At 74.8% G+C, this 20,501-nt stretch carries 15 protein-coding genes and 1 pseudogene; 7 read left to right on the top strand and 9 right to left on the bottom strand.

The window, feature by feature from the left end; all coding sequences use genetic code 11:
• Positions 1-165: 165 nt before the first annotated feature.
• Both RM590_RS21915 and RM590_RS21910 read right to left on the bottom strand, forming a co-directional pair.
• Entirely contained in the window at positions 166-2,670 is a 2,505-nt protein-coding gene (locus RM590_RS21915; protein WP_394813931.1) for a SpoIIE family protein phosphatase, read from the bottom strand.
• A gap of 274 nt (positions 2,671-2,944) precedes the next feature.
• Positions 2,945-3,643: a TetR/AcrR family transcriptional regulator gene (locus RM590_RS21910; protein ID WP_311706365.1), complete on the bottom strand. Its 699-nt coding sequence runs from the start codon at positions 3,641-3,643 to the stop codon at positions 2,945-2,947.
• Between the two features lie 124 nt (positions 3,644-3,767).
• Here RM590_RS21910 and RM590_RS21905 point away from each other — a divergent pair, with 124 nt between their 5' ends.
• Positions 3,768-4,223 (top strand): nitroreductase family deazaflavin-dependent oxidoreductase, encoded by a 456-nt coding sequence (locus tag RM590_RS21905; RefSeq protein ID WP_311706364.1) that lies wholly within the window; start codon positions 3,768-3,770, stop codon positions 4,221-4,223.
• Here RM590_RS21905 and RM590_RS21900 read toward each other — a convergent pair.
• Entirely contained in the window at positions 4,207-7,137 is a 2,931-nt protein-coding gene (locus tag RM590_RS21900; RefSeq protein ID WP_311706363.1) for an RHS repeat-associated core domain-containing protein, read from the bottom strand. The two genes, RM590_RS21905 and RM590_RS21900, sit on opposite strands and share 17 nt — an antisense overlap.
• A 154-nt stretch (positions 7,138-7,291) precedes the next feature.
• Between RM590_RS21900 and RM590_RS21895 the strand changes: the two genes are divergently transcribed.
• Positions 7,292-8,305, top strand: coding sequence for a hypothetical protein (locus RM590_RS21895; RefSeq protein WP_311706362.1), 1,014 nt, complete (start codon positions 7,292-7,294; stop codon positions 8,303-8,305).
• On the opposite strand, the gene RM590_RS21890 is transcribed toward RM590_RS21895, so the two are convergent.
• Positions 8,302-8,805: a GNAT family N-acetyltransferase gene (locus RM590_RS21890; protein WP_311706361.1), complete on the bottom strand. Its 504-nt coding sequence runs from the start codon at positions 8,803-8,805 to the stop codon at positions 8,302-8,304. The genes RM590_RS21895 and RM590_RS21890 overlap by 4 nt on opposite strands.
• 22 nt (positions 8,806-8,827) lie before the next feature.
• Here RM590_RS21890 and RM590_RS21885 point away from each other — a divergent pair, with 22 nt between their 5' ends.
• A complete protein-coding gene (locus RM590_RS21885; RefSeq protein WP_311706360.1) occupies positions 8,828-9,661 on the top strand; it encodes an AAC(3) family N-acetyltransferase in 834 nt (277 codons plus the stop codon).
• Positions 9,662-9,690: 29 nt separating this feature from the next.
• Here RM590_RS21885 and RM590_RS21880 read toward each other — a convergent pair.
• Positions 9,691-10,372 (bottom strand): annotated as a pseudogene (locus RM590_RS21880) (MFS transporter); the annotation flags it as partial.
• Positions 10,373-10,706: 334 nt separating this feature from the next.
• Between RM590_RS21880 and RM590_RS21875 the strand changes: the two are divergent.
• From RM590_RS21875 to RM590_RS21865, 3 genes are all read left to right on the top strand, one after another.
• Positions 10,707-11,363 (top strand): helix-turn-helix domain-containing protein, encoded by a 657-nt coding sequence (locus RM590_RS21875; protein WP_394813930.1) that lies wholly within the window; start codon positions 10,707-10,709, stop codon positions 11,361-11,363.
• Between the two features lie 89 nt (positions 11,364-11,452).
• Positions 11,453-12,199 (top strand): HAD family hydrolase, encoded by a 747-nt coding sequence (locus RM590_RS21870; RefSeq protein ID WP_311706358.1) that lies wholly within the window; start codon positions 11,453-11,455, stop codon positions 12,197-12,199.
• A complete protein-coding gene (locus RM590_RS21865) occupies positions 12,192-14,600 on the top strand; it encodes a glycoside hydrolase family 65 protein (protein ID WP_311706357.1) in 2,409 nt (802 codons plus the stop codon). The genes RM590_RS21870 and RM590_RS21865 overlap by 8 nt, the downstream gene beginning before the upstream one ends.
• A 16-nt stretch (positions 14,601-14,616) precedes the next feature.
• Here RM590_RS21865 and RM590_RS21860 read toward each other — a convergent pair whose 3' ends face one another.
• The 4 genes from RM590_RS21860 to RM590_RS21845 all read right to left on the bottom strand — a co-directional run bounded on the left by RM590_RS21860 (position 14,617) and on the right by RM590_RS21845 (position 19,822).
• Positions 14,617-15,510 carry a universal stress protein gene (locus RM590_RS21860; RefSeq protein ID WP_311706356.1) on the bottom strand — a complete coding sequence of 298 codons (894 nt, stop codon included), beginning with the start codon at positions 15,508-15,510 and terminating at the stop codon, positions 14,617-14,619.
• Between the two features lie 132 nt (positions 15,511-15,642).
• Positions 15,643-15,975 carry a nitrite reductase (NAD(P)H) small subunit gene (locus tag RM590_RS21855; protein ID WP_311706355.1) on the bottom strand — a complete coding sequence of 111 codons (333 nt, stop codon included), beginning with the start codon at positions 15,973-15,975 and terminating at the stop codon, positions 15,643-15,645.
• On the bottom strand, positions 15,972-18,575 hold the full coding sequence (gene nirB / locus RM590_RS21850; RefSeq protein ID WP_311706354.1) for a nitrite reductase large subunit NirB: 2,604 nt from the start codon (positions 18,573-18,575) through the stop codon (positions 15,972-15,974). Before nirB ends, RM590_RS21855 begins: the two co-directional genes overlap by 4 nt.
• Complete coding sequence (locus RM590_RS21845) at positions 18,575-19,822, bottom strand: NAD(P)/FAD-dependent oxidoreductase (RefSeq protein WP_311706353.1); 1,248 nt, start codon at positions 19,820-19,822, stop codon at positions 18,575-18,577. The genes nirB and RM590_RS21845 overlap by 1 nt, the downstream gene beginning before the upstream one ends.
• A gap of 140 nt (positions 19,823-19,962) precedes the next feature.
• Between RM590_RS21845 and RM590_RS21840 the strand changes: the two genes are divergently transcribed.
• Positions 19,963-20,496 (top strand): GNAT family N-acetyltransferase, encoded by a 534-nt coding sequence (locus RM590_RS21840; protein WP_311706352.1) that lies wholly within the window; start codon positions 19,963-19,965, stop codon positions 20,494-20,496.
• Positions 20,497-20,501: the final 5 nt, after the last annotated feature.

Raw genomic sequence — 20,501 nt, 5'->3', positions numbered from 1 at the left:
GGGAGGTGCCCCCATTCGTACGAGTGGCGATCCGGCGCCTTGCGATCGCACGCACCTGGGGGTACCTCCCAGGCCCCAAGGGCCTGGGGGAGCCGCGGGCGGACGGACGCCCCCTTCGAAGACGGACCCTAGCTAGGCCCGGGCTCTCGGACGGTCACGCGTGGCTCAGGCCGCGACCCGCTCCCGCGCGGGACGGTCGTCACCCGGCTGCGCCGGGCGGACGTCCAGCTCGGCCCAGATGATCTTGCCGTCGCCGACGTAGCGCGTGCCCCAGCGGCGGGCGAGCTGGGCCACCAGGAACAGGCCGCGACCACCCTCGTCCAGCGTCCTTGGGTGCCGCAGCCGCGGCGAGGTGCTACTGGCGTCCGCCACCTCGCAGGTGAGGACGGACTGCCGGATGAGCCGCAGTCTGACCGGCCCGCTCGCGTACCGGATGGCGTTGGTGACCAGCTCGCTGACCAGCAGCTCCACCGTCATGGTCAGGTTCTCCAGGCCCCAGTGCGCCAGCTGCTCCCCGGTCCTGGCGCGGGCCTGGGCCACCACGGCTGGATCCGAGGGGAACTCGAAGGAGGCGACCCGCTCGGCGGTCAGCGCGTGGGTGCGGGCCAGCAGCAGCGTGACGTCGTCGAACGGCGGGCCGGGCCCGAGGCTCTGGGTCGCCGCTGTGCACAGCTCGTCCAGCGACAGTCCGGGGCGGGCCAGAACCCGCCCGAGACGGGCCATCCCGGCGTCGATGTCCTGGTCTGGGGATTCGACGAGTCCGTCGCTGTAGAGCGCGATCAGGCTCCCCTCGGGCAGCTCGAACTCGGCCGGCTCGAAGGGCAGCCCGCCGAGACCCAGCGGAGGCCCGGCCGGGAGTTCGGGAAAGGTGACGTCGCCGTCGGGGGTGACAACGGCGGGCGGCGGGTGGCCCGCCCTCGCCAACGTGCACCGCCGCGCGATCGGGTCGTAGACGGCGTACAGGCAGGTGGCACCCAGCACGGTCGCGGCGGCGGCCTGGTCACCCGCCTCCTCCTCGATGACGCGGATCGCCCAGTCGTCGAGGTGGGCCAGCAGCTCCTCCGGCGGCAGTTCCATGTCGGCGAGGGTCCGCACCGCCGTCCGCAGCCGGCCCATCGTCACGGCCGCGGTGACGCCGTGGCCCACCACGTCGCCGACGACCAGGGCTGCCCTGGCCCCGGAGAGCGGGATCACGTCGAACCAGTCGCCGCCCACGCCTCCTCCCCCCTCGCGGATCCGGGCCGGCAGGTACCGGGACGCCACGTCGAGCGCGATCCCACCGGTCAGATGCCGCGGCAGCATGCTGCGCTGCAGGGCGAGCGCGGCGGCCCGTTCCCGGCTGTAGCGGCGGGCGTTGTCCACGCACACCGCCGCCCGGTCCACCAGCTCGCGGGCGAGCAGCAGGTCGTCGGGCACGAAGGGGGCGGGATTGCGCGACCGCAGGAAGACCGCCTGCCCGAGCACCACGCCGCGGGCCCGCAGGGGGACGGCGAGCAGGGAGTGCAGTCCGAACTCGCGCATCGTCCGCGCACGCTCCGGGTACTCCCGCGCCCACGCCTCGTCGTCGGGGTCCAGTGAGGGGATCAGCATGGCGTCCTCGTCCGCCAGGTACCGGCTGTCGTGGTGTGGCGGCAGGAAGCCGACCTGCTCGCCGAGCCTGGCGACCGCCTCCGGGGCGCCCTCGTGCACCGACCGCAGGCCGCAGCGCCGCATCAGGGGCCGGGGGTCGACGGGCAGGACGGCCGGCTCGTCGCCGTGCAGCACCGGCTCCAGCAGGTCGACGGCGGCGAAGTCGGCCAGCGAGGGGACGGCGACGTCGGCGAGCTCCTGCGCGGTGCGCTCGATGTCCAGCGTGCTCCCGATGCGCCCACTCGCCTCGTTGATCAACCCCAGGCGCTGCCGCGCCTCCCACCGGTCGGTGACGTCCATGACCAGGTAGCACACGCCCATCACCCGGTCCTCGTCGTCGACAAGTGGGAAGAACGAGGTGGAGTAGGCGTGCAGGCGCTGCGGATCGGCCCAGCTCCAGCCCGTGTACTCGTGGTCGATCACCGGCGTGCGGGTGTCCCGTACCTCGCGCATCAGCGCCTCGAGCTGCTCGGCGTCCAGGCCGGGCAGCAGGTCGCTCAGCCGGCGCCCGAGACGCTGTTCGCGCGGCACGCCGCCGGCGCGTTCGAGGGTGTCGTTCATCCACACGTAGCGCAGCTCGGTGTCCATCACGGCCATACCGATCGGCGACCGGGTGAGGAGCCCCTCGAGCACCGACTCGCTCACGGTGTGCGACGGCTGGCGCTCGCCGGCGGAGACGAGGAAGCACTCCCGGTCGTCGAGGGAGAAGGGCGGGGAGACCCGCAGCTGGGCCTCGACGCGTCGCCCGTCCCTGGTGCGGACGGTCGCCGTGCCGGCCCAGCTCGCCCCCGTGCGGCACCGGCGGGCCACGGCGGCCGCCCGCAGCCGGTCACCGGGCGCCGTCAGCAGCATGGCGGCGGAGCGGCCCACCACCTCGGCCGCCGGATAGCCGAGCAGCTCTTCCGCGGCCCGGGTCCAGCCCAGGATCGTGCCGCCCGGGCCGATCACGACGGTGGCGGCGTTGGCCACCTCAAGCGGCCCGGGGCCGCCCCTCGGGGCGTACCCGAGTCCTGGCCCGGGCCGAGCCTCGTCGGATGCCACCCCTCCATGGTGCGCCCGCGCGCGGAGGCGTGCTAGCCGGCGGCCCAGGGCCAGTCTGATGATTCGCGGGGGATCAGCGAGTGGCGGATGGCTCCCCCAACCTCCCCCAGCCCCGGACTTCGCAGATCGCTGAATAGGTTCGCCGCAGCGCTCTCCCGGCGTCCGATCTCGACCGGGCCGGACCGGGACCGCCACCACCGCTACGGTTCCGACCGGCGAGCGATCAGCTCGGACCGCTTGATCTTCACGATCGGGTGACCCGCGAAGTCCGGGCCTAGGGCAGTCCGGCGGCGGTGGCCAGGCCGCGCGCGGTGTGCGCGAAGAAGTCCGGGCGGGACCGCTCCACCACGCCGTTGAACTGCCCGAACACCTCGAAGCTGACCAGCCCGATGAGCTGCGCCCAGGCCGCCGCCACCGCCGCCGTCACCGCGGCCGGCAGCCCCGGCGCGTACTCCCCGGCCAGCTCCGCGGCCTCCGCCCGCACCGGCTCCGGCAGCGGCTCGCCCGGCGGCGTGCCGAGCAGGCCCGCGCCGTGCGCGTCCCTGGCGACGGTCAGCAGGGCCAACGGCACGCGCGCGCCCGCCCGGTTGGTGTCCGCGGGCGCGGCGTAGCCCGGCACGGGCGTGCCGTGGATCAGCGCGTACTCGTGGGGGTGCGCCAGCGCCCAGGCGCGCACGGCCCGGCACACCTCGGTCCACCGCCGTGCCGGCTCGGTCGGCGGCACGGCGGCGAGCGCGGCCTCGGCGGCCTCGCCCAGGGCGTCGTAGCTGTCGATGATCAGCGCGGTCAGCAGGTCGTCACGGCTCGGGAAGTACCGGTAGAGAGCCGAGGACGCCATGCCCAGCTCGCGGGCCACGGCCCGCAGCGACAGCTTGGCCGCGCCCTCCGCGGCGATCCTGCGCCGCGCCTCCTCCTTGATCGCCGCGGTCACTTCGCGCCTGGCCCGCTCCCTGGCCCCTTGGATCGCAGTCATGCCCTCAGTCTGCCACTCGCCCGGAGCGCTGAACAATAACGAGAGCGCTGCTCTTGCTTTCGAGCGGCGCTTCCGGCAGGCTGTTCGCAACCGAGAGCACTGCTCACAGTTGAAGGAGCCCCTCATGAGCGCCCAGGCCCACGTCAAGAAGCCCGGCTGGATCACCAACAAGGTCTTCAACCCGTTCGTCGCCTTCCTCACCCGGCGCGGGCTGAGCGTCTGGGGCTCCCGGGTGCTCGCCGTGCGCGGCCGGAAGAGCGGCGAATGGCGCACCACCCCGGTCAACCTGCTCACGGTGGACGGCCGTCAGTATCTCGTCGCCCCGCGCGGCCATGTGCAGTGGACGCACAACATGCGGGCGGCCGGCGGCGGCCGGCTCCTCCTCGGCAAGCGGGTCGACACCTTCACCGCCGAGGAGGTGGCCGACAGTGAGAAGCCGGAGCTGCTGCGCGCCTACCTCAAGCGGTGGAAGGCCGAGGTCGGCGTCTTCTTCAACGGCGTCGGCCCCGACTCCCCGGAGGAGGACCTGCGCCGCATCGCGCCGAACCACCCCGTTTTCCGCGTCACCATCGAGCCCTGAGCACCTGGTCGGGCCCCGGCACATCACCCGGGGTGAACGCCGGCGCCCGCTCCGGCGTTCCGCCGGGCAGGCCGAGGGGCGCGGCGAAGGCCAGCGGGTGGGTCACATAGGCGTAGGGCGCCGGGCCCAGGCCCCGCGGGTCGGGGGACAGATAACGGGCGGCGGCCGGGTCGTAGTAGCGGCGGCCGTTGTGGAACAGCCCCGTCTCGCCGTCCAGATACTGGCCCGGGAAGCCGAACGGGCACAGCGCCATCGCGTCCGCCCCGCCCTCCGGCGCCCCCCAGAACGACGCCCGGCGGCGCCAGGCGACCCCGCCCGCCGCGTCCACCAGCTCGCTCGGGGTCCCGATCGCATCCGTCACGATCGCGAAGTCCCGCCCGCCGTCGCCGTGTTCGGTCCGGGCCAGTGGCCGGTGCCCCCGGCGCGCCCAGTGCCAGCCGACCGCCGAGCCGTCCGGCGCGATCTCCTCGGCCAGCTTGACGCCCTCCCACACGAAGACCGTCTGCTCCACCACCGAGCCGTAGTCGTCCAGCAGTTGCTTGGCGACGCGGCGCCCCAGCGGGTCGTACACGTAGTGCCAGTGCTGCCCCTCGGGCGTCACCACGTCCGTCAGCCGGTCCAGCGCGTCCCAGCTCAGGCCGCGCCCGCCCGCCGCCTGGACCACCCGGCCCTGGCCGTCCGTGCGGGACCCGGCACCGGCCAGGCCGCCGTCCGGGTCATGGGTGAACTCCACGCGCCCGCCCGGCCCTTCGGCCGCCAGCACCCGCCCGCCTGCGTCCAGCGAGAGCGCCAGCGTGCCCGCCGCCGGATCCTCCACGGCGACCGGCAGGCCGTCCTCCCGGTACCGGAAGACCCGGCGCGCCCCCGTCGGCAGCACCTGCGCGACGAGCCGGCCCGCCGCGTTCCACTCCTGCCGCAGCGCCGCCTCCGTTCCGCCCAGGCGGCGCTCGGTCTCGCACCCCCCGGCGTCGTACGCGAACTCCAGGCACAGCTCACCGGCGCGCAAGCAGGCCGGGCGCCCCGCGCCGTCGTACTCGAAGCGGCCGACCGCACCCGAAGGCGCCTGCCGCTCGGTCAGCCGCCCCAGCGCGTCGTAACGGAAGCGCACCGTACGGCCGTTGCACGTTTCGGCGAGGACCGCGCCCGTCGCGGCGTCCCGCTCCCAGCTCACCTCGGTCTCGCCGTTGGCCGCCGAGACCAGGCGGCCGGCCGCGTCGTAGCGGAAGCGGGCGATGTCGGAGTCCGAGCGCTGCTCGACCAGCCGCCCGCGCCCGTCGAAGGTGTGGGAGACGCGCTGGCCCGCGCTGTTGGTCCAGCCCACGGGCTGCCCGGCGGCGTCATGGCGGTAACGCACCGAGTGGCCCGTCGAGTCGGACTCCTCGACCAGGCGGCCGGCCGGGTCGTACGCGTAGGTCCAGGAGGTACCGCGCGCGTCGGTGAGGCAGGTCGGCCGCCCCTCGGAGTCGGTGACACGGGTCAGTTCGACGTCGTCCGCCGGCCGTGGCGCGGGCGCCGGTCCGGCCGCCGCGCGCGTGGTCCGGCCCGTCGGATCGGTGACGGCGGCGGGCCGCCCGGCGGCGTCCGGCTCGATCCGCCACACCCCGCCCAGCGCGTCGGTGACCGCGACGCGCGCCCCGCGCGCGTCCAGCCCGAAGGTGGTGACGGTGCCGTCCGGCGCGCGCTCCGAGCGCCGGTTGCCCCGCTCGTCCAGGGTGAACTCCCAGCGTTCGCCGTCCTCTTGGACAACGGCCGTGACCCGGCCCAGCGCGTCGTACTCGGCCCGGACGACCGTGCCGTCCGGGTGGGTGACGGACGCGACGCCGCCGGACGCGCCGTAGGCGTACCGCGTGGCGCGGCCCAGCGGGTCGATCACGCCGACGGGCCGGCCGAGTTCGTCCCACTCCCAGCGCGTCGTTTGCCCGAGCGGATCGGTGACGGCCACGATCCGGCGGTGCTCGTCGTACGCGTACACCGTCGTGTGGCCCAGCGAGTCGGTCAGGCTGGTGCGGCGCTCACCCGGGTCGTGCGCCGGCGTGGCGGTGCCCCGGCCGTCCGGCCCCTCGACCGCCGTGACGCGGCCGTCGCCGCCGTAGGTGTAGCGGCAGCCCTCGCCGGTGCCGTCCGCATAGCCGGTCAGCCGCCCGTTCGCGTCGTAACTCAGCTTTGCCGCCGGGCCGTTCGGCCCCTCCACCGCGCAGAGCCGGCCGGCCGCGTCGTAGTGGAAGCGGCGCAGCGGCGGCTCGCCCGGCTCGCCGGGCAGCCACAGCCCGGTGACGCGGCCGTCCTCGGTGCCCACGGCGACGCGGTGCCCGTCGGTGCCCGCGACCGCGCACGGCAGGCCGTCCCCGTCGTACTCGACGCGGACGCCATTGCCGTTCCGGTCCTCGACGGCGATCAGCGGCAGCGCGGCGCCGGGCGCCCCCGGCACCGGTGCGTACCGCAGGGCGCGGCCGGTCTCCGGCCGCCGCACGGTCATCGGCCCGCCGGGCGCCCCGTCCCACTCCAGCGGCCAGCGCGGCCCGGTCACCGGCAGCACCGCCGTGCCGGGCGGGGGCACGGGGTACTCCAGCACCCGGCCGTCCTCGGTGAGAAGGCGCACGCCGCGCGGGCGCAGCACCAGGCACTGGTCGAGCGTCGAGGCCCACGCCTTCCCGAAGCGCCGCCCGGACCGGCGCCGGCCGTGGAAGTGCCGTTCGAGAACGAGGGGCAGCACGCCGGGCAGCTCGATGTCGACCGCGCCGAGGACCACGCTCCCGGTGGCCGGATCCAGGCCGCGCGCCGCGGCGGGGTCGGTGCCGCCGGTCCCGGGCCGTACGGGGGGCTTGGGCGGGGCGGGCGCCCCGCGGTGCTCGGCGGCCAGGCCGGCCATGCGTCCCTCGATCCGGTGGTGGTGGCTCGTTCGTGGCTCGTTCATGTGCCGAACCGACCGTAGTTGGGGGACGGTGCGCGCTTCAACCGCCGAATTGTCACAGGTCAGCGACCGGTTGCGGGACTCGGTGGCGCATCGTCCGGTGGGGTGTTCCCGGGTGTTAACGCCCCGGTCGATTCCGGCCACTACGGTGCGGTTCATGATCGAAGGCCCGTTCTCACGCCGCGCCGTGCTCGGCGGTCTCCTCGGCGGGACCGCCGCCGTCACCCTCGGCGGAACCGCCGTCGCCCACCCCGCCCGGCCGCTCAGGGTTCTCGTCGCCACCAACGAGCCCTGGGGCACCTACCACGTCAGGCCGCTGCTCGCCGAGGCCGCCCGGCGCCGCTGGCAGATCACCCAACTCGTCCCCGACTACGCGGGCGTCGCGCCCGGCGACCCCGTGCCCGTCGCCACGCCGGCCGACGCGCCGGAGGCGGACCTGCTCGTCGTCACCGGCGCGGGCGACTGGCCCGCCGACTGCGCCGCGCACTTCCGCCGGCTCCCGCTGATCGCGTCCGCGCTGGCCTACCAGCGGCCGATCGAGGCCCCGCGCGCCCGCGAACTGCGCCGTCGCATACGCCTGTTCACCGCCTCCTCGGCGGCGGAGGGCCGGGCGTTCAGCGCCTACTTCGGCACCCGCCGCCCGGTGCGGGTCGTCGGCTCCCCACAGACCGACGGCCTGCCGCCGCGCCGCCCCGAGCCGGGCCTGGTGCTCGTGCTCACCAGCGTCACCCACCCCGACGCCACGGGCGACGCCGCCCCCGGCACCGAACTGCTGCTGGCCGGCGCGGAGAAGCTCGCCGCCGCGGGCCGGCGGATCCTCGTCGGACTGCACCCGCGCGAGGACCGTTCGCTGTGGGACCGCTACGAGATCAGCGCCGTGCCGTCCGTCACCGCCTCCGCCCGCGCCGAGGCCGCGATCGGCATCCCCGGCACGGTCTTCCCGCTGGTCGCGGCGGTCGGCACCCCGCTGGTCGGCTGCGCCGACCCCGAACTGTCCGTGCCCGACTACCTGTTGTCGGTCTGCTCCAGCACCATCACCGACCCGGGCGCGGCGGTCGCCGCGGTGGCCGAGGCCCGGCTGCCCGACCCGGCCACGCTGGCCGACGCTGTCGGCCCGATCGGCGGCTCGACCGCCCGCCTCCTGGACGCCTGGCGCGAACGGCACGGCTAGGCACGGCCGTTGAGCGGCAGGCGCGCCGTCACCGCGCCGCCCCGGACGGTCGCCGTCGCGCCCAGGCCGGCCAGGATGCGTCGCATCGCGGCGTTGTCCGCGGTCGTCTCCGCGACGAGCGCGGCGGCGCCGGCGGCGCGGGCCAGTTCCACCAGGCGCCGCAGCACCGCGCCGCCCACCCCGGCGCCCCGGTGCGCGCGGGCCAGCCACAGACCCGCCTCCACCGCGCCGTCCGGCAGCGGCGCCAGCCGGGCGGCGCCCACGACGCGTTCCGGCGCGGCCACCACGACGGCCCAGGTGCGCTCCACCGGCGCGGCCGACAGCGACCGCGTCCGGTGGAACTGCCGGAACGCCGCTCGCCGTTCGGCCGTCCACCCCTCCGGGCCGGGCACCGGCGGCATCACCTCGGCCGGGTCCGCCCCGGCGACAGCCGCCGAAAGCAGCGCCTCCAGCAGTTCCTCGTCCAGTGGGCGCAGGACAACCCCGTCGACATGGCTCATCCCGGCAGGCTACGTTGCCGCCATGGCGATCTCAGCAGCCCAACTCGCCACGGCCATCGACGCGTTGGACCTGGCCGGTCGGCCGGTGATGACGCATTCGTCGCTGCGGTCGTTCGGCGAGCCGGTGGACGGTGGCGCGGACGGCGTGCTGGACGCGCTGCTCGAACGCGGCTGCACCGTCCTGGTCCCCTCGTTCACCGAGAGCCACTTCTCGATGCCGGCGCCCAAGGACCGCCGCCTGGAGCGCAACGGCATCGACTACGACCACCCGTATCCGCCGCCGTCCGTGCCCCGGGGCTGGAGCGTCGACTGCGGCCTGATCGACCGCAGCATGGGAACGCTGCCCGCCACCCTGATCGCACGCCCCGGCGCGCACCGGGGCGACCACCCGCTCGACTCGTTCGCCGCACTCGGCCCACTGGCCGCCGAACTCACGGCGGCGCAGAGCCCCGCCGACGTGTACGGCCCCGTCCGGGCCCTGGCGGAACGAAGGGGCACGGTGCTGCTGATCGGCGTCGGCCTCGACCGGATGACGGCCCTCCACCTGGCCGAACGGCAGTCCGGTCGCCGCCTGTTCGTCCGCTGGGCCAAGACGGCGGACGGCAGGACCGCCCCGGTCGAGGCCGGCTCCTGCTCCGACGGCTTCCCCCGCCTCACCGACCACCTGCGCCCCCTGGCCCGCACCACCCGCGTCGGCTCGTCGCCATGGACGGCCTTCCCGGCCCACGAGGCACTGGCCACGGCATCCGCCACGATGGCCGCCGACCAGACGATCACGCACTGCGCCAACACGGACTGCGAACGCTGCCGCGACTCCATAGCCGGCGGCCCACTCGGGTCGTTGCCACTCGGCTGAACGGCCCTGCGGGCGGCCTTGGCGGCCGTGGGGTGCGTGGGCCGTGACGAGTGCGGTGGCGCTGCCAGCGTAGATGATCTCGCCGATGGCGCACACCACGGACACCACGGACACCGCGGCGACGGCCGCGGGGCCCCGGCCGTGTCCCAGTGAGGTGGCCGCGAGGAAGCCGAGGTAGGAAGCGGTGAGTACCACGCCGGCGAGAGCCAGCACCGTCCGCCGGGGGAAGCGGGACAGCGGGGCGGTGACCGGGGCTTGGAGAGTGGCCACCAGCACCGTGTTGGCCACGAAGATGGCCGCCGACCACGCCGGGGACGCGTGCAACTGCGTTACCAGGACGAGGGGAAGCGCGATTTCGGGGACGTTGAGGCAGAAGACGTAGATCACGTTGGCGGCCAGCAGCGCGCGCATCCGGGGTGCGGGCCCGTCGTTCCCGTCCTCGGCCGGGGTGGCGGCGGCCGGGTGTGCGTGGAGGCGGACCGGCCACGCCAGGGCCGCCGCGACGAGATAGGCGAGCCCGGCGACGGCCGCCAGCGCCCGCAGCGCGGTGGCGAGGAGCGCGCCCGCGCCCAGGCCGGCGTTGCGCAGGGCGCGGCCCGCCGCGAGAGCGGCGTCGCGTTCCCGGCCGTGGGCGACCGTGGCCACGAGAGCCGCGTGGGCGGCCGGCCATGCCTGGTTGCCGATGCCGAGGAAGAGCGCCGCCGTGCCGTACTGCGCTGAACGACCCCGACCGCGCCCCCGCCGGAAGGGTCCGGAACGGGATCTGTGGGCAGATATTCACTGTGCGGGACATGGCTGGATTCGCCCGGGGGTGGGGCATGGTGAACGAGGAACCGCTGCCGGAGCTCGAGCGGCTGGGGCCGTACCAGCTCATGGGCATGCACTGCGCGCTGTGCGGCGGCTATCTGGGCGTGCGCGCCCGGGAGTTGGGGACGTTACGGCATCCGCGGTTCGGGTACCCGTACCGGCTTTGGGCCTGCGCGCCGCGGTGTCCGACGAGCGGTCTCGGCCCGGTGCGGGGATCCTGGGGGTTGGGTCGGAGGTGATGCCGGTGGCCGGCGAGACGCGGGATCCTCGCAGCGATATCGGGCGGCGGGTCGTGCAGCGGCGGGAGCAGCTCGGGCTGAGCCGGCAGGCGGTGGCCGAGCGGGCCGGGATCGCGCCGCAGTATCTGCGGTATCTGGAGGAACGGCCCGCCTCGCCCAGCCCGGCCTCGCTCACCCGGGTGGCACGGGCGCTGAACATGAGCGTGGCGGAGCTGACGGGCTCCGAGACACCCCCGGCGGCCGGGCGGGCCGCGCCGCGGGGGGAGATGGTCGAGCTCGACCCCGACCAGTGCTACGCGCTGGCCGCCGAGCACCGCGTCGGGCGGGTCTCGCTGGAGACGGCGGAGGGGCCGGCGATCGTGCCGGTGACCTACGCGCTCGTCGCGAGCGACGTCGTCTTCCGTACGGACCCCGCCGCCGGGCCGTCGTTCGCGGACGAGGCGGGGGAGACGGCGTTCGAGGTGGACCACCTGGACGAGACCCAGGGCGTCGGCTGGAGCGTGCTGCTCGTCGGCGCGACGCGGCGGATCACCGACCCGGCGGAGATCCGGGAGGTCGCCGGGCGCCTCGGCGAGGAGTGGGAGCCGGGCAAGCGCGACCTGTGGGTGCGGCTGATCCCGGGGCGGGTCACCGGGCGGCGCGTCCACCTGGGCTGAGGCCCGCCCGAGGGCCACCCGTTTGCGGGCGGGCGGCGGCTGCGTTCCCATGGAGGGGAGTGGCCCCGACAGACCCCCGGGAGGCTGTGGTGGTCGTTGTGCCCGAGCTATGGACGTGCCGCGCGGTGGTGTTCGACACCGACGGGGTGATCACCGATTCGGCCCGGGTGCACGCCGCCGCCTGGAAAGAGGCGTTCGACGCCGTACCCGGGGTGGACCCGCCGTTCGACGTGCGCGAGGACTACCGGCGCTATGTGGACGGGAAGTCGCGACTGGACGGCGCCACCGCCTTCCTCGCCGCGCGTGGCCTGCGGCTGTCGGCCGGGGACCCGGACGACGGGCCCGGCACGGACACCGTGTGCGAGGTCGCGGCCCGCAAGGAGCGCGCCTTCGTCCGGATGCTCGGCGAGGAGGGCGTGGACGTGTGGCCCGGTACCGTCCGGCTGCTCATCGCGCTGCACGGCGCCGGCGTGCGGTGCGCCGCCGTCTCCGCGTCCCGGCACGCCCGGGACCTGCTGGCGCGCGCCGGGGTGCGGTCGTTGCTCCAGACGGTCGTGGACGGCAACGACGTGGCGCGGCTGGGGCTTTCGGGCAAGCCGGATCCGGGGCTGTTCCTGGAGGCGGCGCGGCGGCTGTGCGTGCCGGCCGGCGAGGCGGCGGTGGTCGAGGACGCGCTGGCCGGGGTGGAGGCCGGGCGGCGCGGCGGGTTCGGGCTGGTGGTGGGCGTGGACCGGGCGGCCGGGCCGACGAGCGCCGACGACCTGCGCGAGCACGGCGCGGACGTGGTGGTCGACGACCTGGGCGAGCTGGTGGGGAGTGAGGCGCGGCGTGGCTGACTGGACGTGGGAGTACGAGGGGTACGACCCGCGCACCGAGCGGCTGCGGGAGGCGCTGTGCACGCTGGGCAACGGCTACTTCGCCACGCGCGGCGCGGCGCCCGAGACCGTGGCGGGCCCGGCGCACTACCCGGGCACCTACGCCGCCGGCCTGTACAACCGGCTGGGCACCTCGCTGGCCGGGCGGCGGCTGGAACACGAGGAGATGGTGAACCTGCCGAACTGGCTCGTCCTGGGCTTCCGGCCGCACCCCGCGGACGGGCCGGACGGCGAGTGGTTCACGCCGGACCACGACATCGGCGGGCTGCTGCGCTACCGGCAGGCGCTGGACCTGCGGCGCGGCACGCTGACGCGGCGGTTGCGGTACCGGGACCGGCACGGGCGGCACACGGGCGTGGAGCAGTCCCGGCTGGTGCACATGGCCGATCCGCATCTGGCGGCGCTGCGGACGACGTTCACCGCCGAGGACTGGACGGGCACCATCGAGGTGGACTCGGCGATCGACGGCATGGTCGGCAACACGGGCGTGGCGCGTTACCGGGACCTGGCCAGCCGCCATCTGACGCGGATGGGCACGGGCAGCGCGGAGCCGGACATCGTGTGGCTGCGGTGCCGCAGCAGCGTCTCGGACGTGCGGATCGTGCTGGCGGCGCGGACGCGGTCCGTGCCGGAAGGCGCGCCGGAGGACGTCCGCACGCGGCTGGGGGACTTCCGGGCCGGGCACCGGCTGACACTGCCGATCGCGCCGGGGCGGCCGGTGACGGTGGAGAAGACCGTCGCGCTGCACACCTCGCGGGACCGGGCGATCGGCAGCCCGCTGGAGGCGGCGGTCGAACGGGCGCGGGAGGCACCGGACTTCGCGGGGCTGCTCGACACGCACGCGGGCGCCTGGGACCGGCTGTGGCGGCGGTCGGAGCTGGAGGTGCCGGGGCAGGCGGGGCGGGTGCTGCGGCTGCATCTGTTCCATCTGCTCCAGACGCTGTCGCCCGGGCACACCACCGAGCTGGACGTGGGGGTGCCCGCGCGCGGGCTGCACGGGGAGGCGTACCGGGGGCATGTGTTCTGGGACGAGCTGTTCGTGCTGCCGTATCTGAACCTGCACTTCCCGGATCTGTCCCGGGCGCTGATGTCCTACCGGCACCGGCGGCTGCCAGCGGCGTGCCGGGCGGCGCGCGCGGCCGGCCGGCCGGGGGCGATGTACCCGTGGCAGAGCGGCAGCGACGGGCGGGAGGAGACGCCACAGGTCCATCTGAACCCGCGCTCCGGGCGCTGGCTGCCGGACAACTCCCGGCTCCAGCACCATGTCGGCTCGGCCGTGGCGTACAACGTGTGGCGGTACGGACAGGCCACCGGGGACACCGAGTTCACGCATTCCCGGGGCGCCGAGATGCTGTTCCAGATCGCCCGGTTCTGGGCGGGCACGGCCGAGTACGACGGCGCGTACGAGCGGTACCGGATCAAGGGCGTGGTGGGTCCCGACGAGTACCACGAGGGCTACCCGGACGCCTCCGGGCCGGGCCTGGACGACAACGCGTACACCAATGTGACGGCGGCCTGGGTGCTGGCCCGCGCGCTGGACCTGGCCCGCACGCTGCCCGCCGCGCGCCGGCGCGAGCTGTTCGAACGGATCGCGCTGGGCCCGGAGGAGCTGGAGCGGTGGGACGAGGTGTCGCGGCGGCTGCGGGTGCCGTTCCACCGGGGAGTGGTCAGCCAGTTCGACGGCTATGGCGAGCTGGCGGAACTGGACTGGGACGGCTACCGGCAGCGGTACGGCGACATCCGGCGGCTGGACCGGATCCTGGAGTCGGAGGGCGACACGGTCAACCGCTACCAGGCGTCCAAGCAGGCCGATGTGCTGATGCTGGGCTACCTGTTCTCGCCGGGCGAGCTGGCGGAGATGTTCGCGCGGCTCGGCTACGCACTGGACGACGACCTGTGGCGGCGGACGGTGGACTACTACCTGGCGCGCACCAGCCACGGCTCCACGCTCAGCGGCGTCGTGCACGCCTGGGTGCTGGCCCGGATCAGGCCCGGCCGGGCCTGGACGCATGTGAAGGAGGCGCTGGCCGGCGACGTGGCCGACCTCCAGGGCGGCACGACGGCGGAGGGCATCCATCTGGGCGCCATGGCCGGCACGCTGGACCTGGTGCAACGGGGGCTGGCCGGGCTGGAGACCCGGGAGGGTTCGCTCTGGCTGAACCCGGCGCCGCTGCCGGAGCTGTCCGAGTTCGGGTTCTCCATCCGGCACCGGGGCGTGGGCGTGCGGGTGCGGATGAAGCCGGGGCAGTTGTGGATCGGGGTGCCGCCCACGGAGGAGTCGCCCGTGCGGGTGGTGCTCGCCGAGGACACCGTGCTCGTGGCGCCGGGCGAGGAGCGGCTGCTGCCGCTGCCGCACGCCTGAGCCGGCCCGGGCCGGCTCACTCCTCCCCGGGCCCCTCCTGCTCGTTGTCGTAGGGCACGACCGCGACCGGGGAACGGGCGTGGTGCAGCGCCGCGTGCACGACCGGGCCGACGCGCATGCCCAGCACCGGGCGGTGCAGCCGGCGGCCGACGACGACCAGCCCGGCCCGGAACGCGGCGGCCGAGAGCAGCACCTCGGCCGCGTTCCCGAACCGGGCCTGCTCGACGACCGGGACGTCCGGGTAGCGCTCCCGCCACGGCATGAGCACGTCCGTCAGCACCCCGCTCTCCACGGCCTCCAGATCGACGGCCGCAGCGGCGTTCTCCTCCACGCTGCCGGGCACCTCGGCGCCGAACAGGGACGGCGTGCCCCACGCCCGGACGGCGCGCACGGTGGCGCCGCGCGCCACCGCGGCGGTGAAGGCGAAGTCCAGCAGCGGCTGGGCGGCCGGGCCCGCGTCCTTGATCGCGACGACGACCTCGTCGCCCTCGTCGGCGCGTTCGCGGGTGCCGGAGCGGACCATCACGACCGGCCGCCGGGTGTGGGCGATCACGGGCAGGCCGACCGAGCCGAGCAGGAAGCCGACGATGGCCGAGTGGCCGCGCGAGCCCAGGACCAGCATCTCCGAGTCGGCGGCCTTGTTGATCAGCCCGGTGGTGGCCACCTCGGGCACCATCTCGGTGGTGATGGTGAGCCCCGGGTGGGTGGCCGCGAGCGCGTCGCTGGTCTCGTCCAGCAGGGCGCGGGCCGCCTCCTCGTCGGGCATGGGCGGCACGAAGATCGGCTCGGTGATCCAGGCGTGCACCAGCCGCAGCGGCAGCCCGCGCCGCTCGGCCTCGACGGCCGCCCAGTCCGCGGCGGCCCGGGCCTCGGGGGAGCCGTCCACGCCGGCGGTGATGGGACGAGTCATGGTCATCCCCTCGGGATCTCGGGATCCGGATCGAAAGCGGAACAGTGGACATATGGGGGTCTATACGTCCACTGTCCCGCGTTTCCGGCTCCTCGGCGAGGCGATGCGCGCCCGGACCGTCGCTCGGCCGAGCTACCGGCGCCGCGTGGCGTACACCGGCACGGCCTTGTCCGGGTCCGGGTCGTCCAGGCAGGTGCCCGTCGCCAGGTCGAACCGCTGCTTCAGCAGGGGCGAGGCGACGAACGGGGCCTCGTTGCCCGTGGACCCGACCAGCCCCCGGGAGAGGACATAGGCGCCGGTGAACGGGTCACGGTTGCCGATGGCGTACGTCTTGCCGTGCCGGTCGAGGAACAGCGCCGCCTGCCCGCCGTCCGGCAGCAGCACCGCCACCCCCCGGCCCGGGATCAGATCGGCCAGGCCGCACACCGGGATCCACTCGCCGGCCGCTTCCACTTCCACCTTCATCGCGCGTTGCTCCCTTCCAGGGTGCGGACCGGCAGCTCCGGGCCGGCCAGGAACGTCAGGTCCGGCTTCATCTGGTCGCGCTCGGCGACGAACCGGACCGTGGGGTCGGGTGCCTCGGGGGCGTTGACGAACGAGACGAAGCGCCGCAGCTTGTCCGGGTCGTTGATCGTCTCGGCCCACTCGTCGCGGTAGTTCGCGATGTGCGCGGCCATCAGCGCCTCCAGCTCGTCGCAGATGCCGAGCGAGTCGTGCACCACCACGTCCTTCACGTGCTCCAGGCCGCCCTCGATGCGCTCCAGCCACACCGAGGTGCGCTCCAGGCGGTCGGCGGTGCGGATGTAGAACATCAGGAACCGGTCGATGAGCCGGACCAGTTCGGCGTCGGACAGGTCCTGGGCGAGCAGGTCGGCGTGGCGCGGGGTGGCGCCGCCGTTGCCGCCGACGTACAGGTTCCAGCCGTTGGCGGTGGCGATCACTCCGAAGTCCTTGCCCATCGCCTCCGCGCACTCGCGGGCGCAGCCGGACACCGCCGACTTCAGCTTGTGCGGGGAACGCAGGCCCCGGTAGCGCAGCTCCAGGTCGATCGCCATCCGCACGCTGTCCTGCACGCCGTAGCGGCACCAGGTCGAGCCCACGCAGGACTTCACCGTGCGCAGCGACTTGCCGTAGGCGTGCCCGGACTCGAAGCCGGCCTCGACCAGCCGGGCCCAGATCATCGGGAGCTGGTCCACCCGGGCGCCGAACATGTCGATGCGCTGGCCGCCGGTGATCTTGGTGTAGAGGCCGAAGTCCCGCGCCACCTCGCCGATCACGATCAGCTTCTCGGGGGTGATCTCGCCGCCGGGCACCCGGGGCACCACCGAATAGGAGCCGTTCTTCTGGAGGTTGGCGAGGAAGTGGTCGTTGGTGTCCTGGAGCGCGGCCTGCTCGCCGTCCAGCACATAGCCGTTGGCGCCGATCGACGCCGCCAGCGAGGCGATGATCGAGGCGACGGCCGGCTTGCAGATCTCGCAGCCGTCCCCGCCGCGCGCCGCCGGGCGGCCGTGGTCGTCCAGCAACTGCCGGTAGGACGTGATGCGCAGCGCCAGCACGATCTCGTACAGCTCCTGCCGGGTGTGCGAGAAGCAGCCGCACAGCCCGGTGTCCACCTCGACGCCGCCGGCCGCCAGTTCGTCGTTGACGAGCTGACCCAGCACCTTGAGGCAACTGCCGCAGCCCGTACCGGCCTTGGTGCACTTCTTGACCTCCGGCACGGTCGCGCAGCCCTGGTCGGTGACGGCCGCGCGGATCGTGCCCTTGGAGACGTTGTGGCAACTGCAGATGACGGCTTCGTCCGGCAGCGCGGACGGGCCGAGCGCGGTGGGCGGGGCGAGCCCGGCGGGCAGCACGAGCTGTTCCGGCGCGGCGGGCGGCACGCTGCCGGTGAGCGGGCGCAGCAGCCCGTAGGAGTCGGCGTCGCCGACCAGCACACCGCCCAGCAGCGTGCCGTCCTGCCCGATGACCAGCTTCTTGTACACGCCGGAGCGGGAGTCGGAGTAGACGACGTCCAGGCAGCCGTCCGCCTTGCCGTGCGCGTCGCCGAACGAGGCCACGTCCACGCCGAGCAGCTTCAGCTTGGTGGAGGTGTCGGCCGAGGTGAACGCCGCCGCGCCCTCGTCACCCGCGCCCGCGATCGCCTCGGCGGCGGTGGCGGCCATCTCGTAGCCGGGCGCGACCAGGCCGTAGACCATACCGTCCACGGCGCGGGCGCACTCGCCGATCGCGTAGACGGCCGGGTCGGAGGTGCGGCACCGCTCGTCGATGACGACGCCGCCGCGCTCGCCGATCTCCAGGCCGCTCTCGCGCGCCAACTGGTCCTGGGGCCGGACGCCGGCCGAGAAGATCACCAGGTCCGTCTCGACCGTGGAGCCGTCCGAGAGCACCATGCCGGTGACCGTGCCGTCCTCGCCGGTGGTGATCTCCTGCCCGCCGACGCCGGTGTGCACGATGAGCCCGAGGTCCTCGACGGTGCGGCGCAGCGCGGCGCCGCCGCCCTCGTCCACCTGGATCGACATCAGGCGCGGGTTGTACTCGACGATGTGCGTCTGAAGACCCAGGCCCTTGAGCGCGCCGGCCGCCTCCAGGCCGAGCAGCCCGCCGCCGACGACGAGGCCGGTGCCGGAGTTCTTCGCGTACTCCTCGATGGCGAGCACGTCCTCGATCGTGCGGTACACGAAGCAGCCGGTGGCGTCCTTGCCGGGCACCGGCGGCACGAACGGGTAGGAGCCGGTGGCCAGCACGAGCGTGTCGTAGGAGAACGTCTTCCCGGACCGCGAGGTCACCGTCCGCGCCTCCCGGTCGACCGCCACGGCCGGGTCGCCCACGTAGAGGTCGATGCCGTGCCGTTCGGTGAACCCGGCCGGCACCATGGACAGCTCCTCCGGGGAGGTGCCGGAGAAGTAGGAGGTGAGGTGGACCCGGTCGTAGGCGGGCCGCGGCTCCTCGCACAGCACGATGACGCGGGCCCGCTCGGTCACCCCCCGGTCGGCCAGTTCCTCGAGGAAACGCTGGCCGACCATGCCGTGGCCGATCAGGACGATGGTCTCGGTGGCGGTGGACATCAGTACCCTCCGTCGTGGGTCAGCAGGTGGAGCAGAGGCGTGGCGGGCAGCGGTTCGTCGCCCTCCCAGGCGCGGGCGAGGGTGCCGACGCTGCCGAGGTCGCCGACGAGGATCCCGCCCCGCAGCCGGTCGCCGCGGACGACGATCTTCCGGTAGGCGCCCGTGGTGGCGTCGGCGAGTTGCACGACGTCGTCGCCGGGCGCGGGCGTCGTCTGCCCGAACGCGGCGACGTCCAGCGGACGCGGCCCGGGGCTCGCGTGCAGCGTCAGCCGCACCAGCGCGCGGGTGCCCCGGTAGCGCGCGCCGTCGTCGCCCGCGAGCACCCGGGCCAGCACATCGGCCTGGTCCTGGGCCGCGCCGGCCAGGCCGTAGAGCACGCCGTCGTGCTCCGCGCAGTCGCCGAGGGCGTACACGTGCGGGTCCTCGGCGGAGCGCAGCCGGTCGTCCACGACGATCCCGCCCCGCGCGCCGATGCCGAGCCCCGCCGCCCGCGCCAGCCCGGTGCGGGGCCGCACCCCGCAGGCCAGCACGACGAGCTCGGCGTCCAGCCGGTAGCCGTCGGCCAGTTCGACGCCCTCGACGCGCCCGCCCGGCGCGGTCCGCACGCGGCGGACCCGGCACTCGGTGTGCGTCTCGACGCCCAGGTCGCCCAGGTGGGACCGGAGCAGCGCCGCCGCGCCCGGGTCGAGCTGGCGCTCCATCAGGTGCTCGCCCTGGTGGGCGAGCACCACCCGGGCGCCGCGCCGGGCCAGGGCCCGGGCCGCCGAGACGCCGAGCAGCCCGCCGCCGATCACGACGGCCGGGGTGCCCTCGGCGGCCGCGCCGGCCAGCGCCAGGCAGTCGTCCAGCGTGCGGAACGCGTGGACGCCGTCCGGGAGTTCGCCCTCGCCCGGCCGGAACAGGCCGGGCAGCGGCGGCAGCACCGGGTTGGACCCGGTGGCCAGCACCAGCGCGTCGTAGGGCTCCAGCGAGCCGTCATCGCATACGACCACGCGCTCGGCGCGGTCCACGCGCACCACCCTGATCCCGGCCCGCCAGGCGACGGCGTCACCCGGGCGCGGCAGCTCGATCACCTCGGGCGCGTACCGCCCGGCCAGCACATCGGCCAGCAGAACGCGGTTGTACGCGGCGTGCGGCTCCTCGCCGAGCACGGTGACCGCGGGCCCGTCCGCGGCGCCGAGCTGCTGGGCGAGCCGGGCGCCGGCCATCCCGCCGCCGACGACCACCACACGCTTTTTCGATCCCATGCACTGAGGGTGCGGGGAGGCTGTTACCCGTCCGCATCACTGCCGTTTCTCATAGGCAACGCTGCCCTCAGCGCACCGGCCCGGCCGCTGTGAGCCCGCTACGCTGCGCCCGTGCCCGCGTGAGAGCAAGGAATGATCGTATGAACGAGGTGCGTACCGCCCACACCGCCGACCTGGACGCCGCCACGCTGGTCGCGGCGCACACCCTGCTGGACGACGCGTTCGAAGGGGATCTCACCGATCACGACTGGGAACACGCCCTCGGCGGCATACACGCGCTGGCCTTCGACGGCGACGAGCTGATCGGACACGCGTCGGTCGTCCAGCGCCGGATGCTGCACGCCGGGAGAGCGCTGCGCGCCGGCTACGTCGAGGGCGTCGCGGTCCACCCCGCCCACCGCCGCCGGGGCCTGGGCGCCGCGCTGATGACCGCGGTGGAACGGGTCATCCACCGCGCCTACGACCTGGGCGCGCTGTCCACGAGCGACGGCGGCCGGAGCCTGTACGCGGCACGCGGCTGGCTGGCCTGGCAGGGCCCGACGTTCGCACTGACCCCGCTGGGCATAGCCCGCACCGAGGAGGACGACGGCGGGGTGTACGTCCTCCCGGTGACCACCTCCCTGGCCCCGGCGGGCGAACTGGTCTGCGACTGGCGGGACGGGGACGTGTGGTGAGGCGC

Origin of the sequence: Streptomyces litchfieldiae, assembly GCF_031845365.1 — a bacterium.
Classification (GTDB): domain Bacteria; phylum Actinomycetota; class Actinomycetes; order Streptomycetales; family Streptomycetaceae; genus Streptomyces; species Streptomyces litchfieldiae.
Note: the sequence above shows the minus strand (reverse complement) of the source record. Positions and strands in the feature narration are given on the sequence as shown.

Bases quoted from the DNA above. Each gene is read 5' to 3' on its own strand.
- RM590_RS21875 (WP_394813930.1), top strand. From the start codon at position 10,707: ATGCCGGTGGCCGGCGAGACGCGGGATCCTCGCAGCGATATCGGGCGG.
- RM590_RS21895 (WP_311706362.1), top strand. From the start codon at position 7,292: ATGATCGAAGGCCCGTTCTCACGCCGCGCCGTGCTCGGCGGTCTCCTC.
- RM590_RS21900 (WP_311706363.1), bottom strand. From the start codon at position 7,137: ATGAACGAGCCACGAACGAGCCACCACCACCGGATCGAGGGACGCATG.
- RM590_RS21910 (WP_311706365.1), bottom strand. From the start codon at position 3,643: ATGACTGCGATCCAAGGGGCCAGGGAGCGGGCCAGGCGCGAAGTGACC.
- RM590_RS21860 (WP_311706356.1), bottom strand. From the start codon at position 15,510: ATGACTCGTCCCATCACCGCCGGCGTGGACGGCTCCCCCGAGGCCCGG.
- RM590_RS21840 (WP_311706352.1), top strand. From the start codon at position 19,963: ATGAACGAGGTGCGTACCGCCCACACCGCCGACCTGGACGCCGCCACG.
- RM590_RS21905 (WP_311706364.1), top strand. From the start codon at position 3,768: ATGAGCGCCCAGGCCCACGTCAAGAAGCCCGGCTGGATCACCAACAAG.
- RM590_RS21885 (WP_311706360.1), top strand. From the start codon at position 8,828: ATGGCGATCTCAGCAGCCCAACTCGCCACGGCCATCGACGCGTTGGAC.
- RM590_RS21845 (WP_311706353.1), bottom strand. From the start codon at position 19,822: ATGGGATCGAAAAAGCGTGTGGTGGTCGTCGGCGGCGGGATGGCCGGC.
- nirB (WP_311706354.1), bottom strand. From the start codon at position 18,575: ATGTCCACCGCCACCGAGACCATCGTCCTGATCGGCCACGGCATGGTC.
- RM590_RS21855 (WP_311706355.1), bottom strand. From the start codon at position 15,975: ATGAAGGTGGAAGTGGAAGCGGCCGGCGAGTGGATCCCGGTGTGCGGC.
- RM590_RS21890 (WP_311706361.1), bottom strand. From the start codon at position 8,805: ATGAGCCATGTCGACGGGGTTGTCCTGCGCCCACTGGACGAGGAACTG.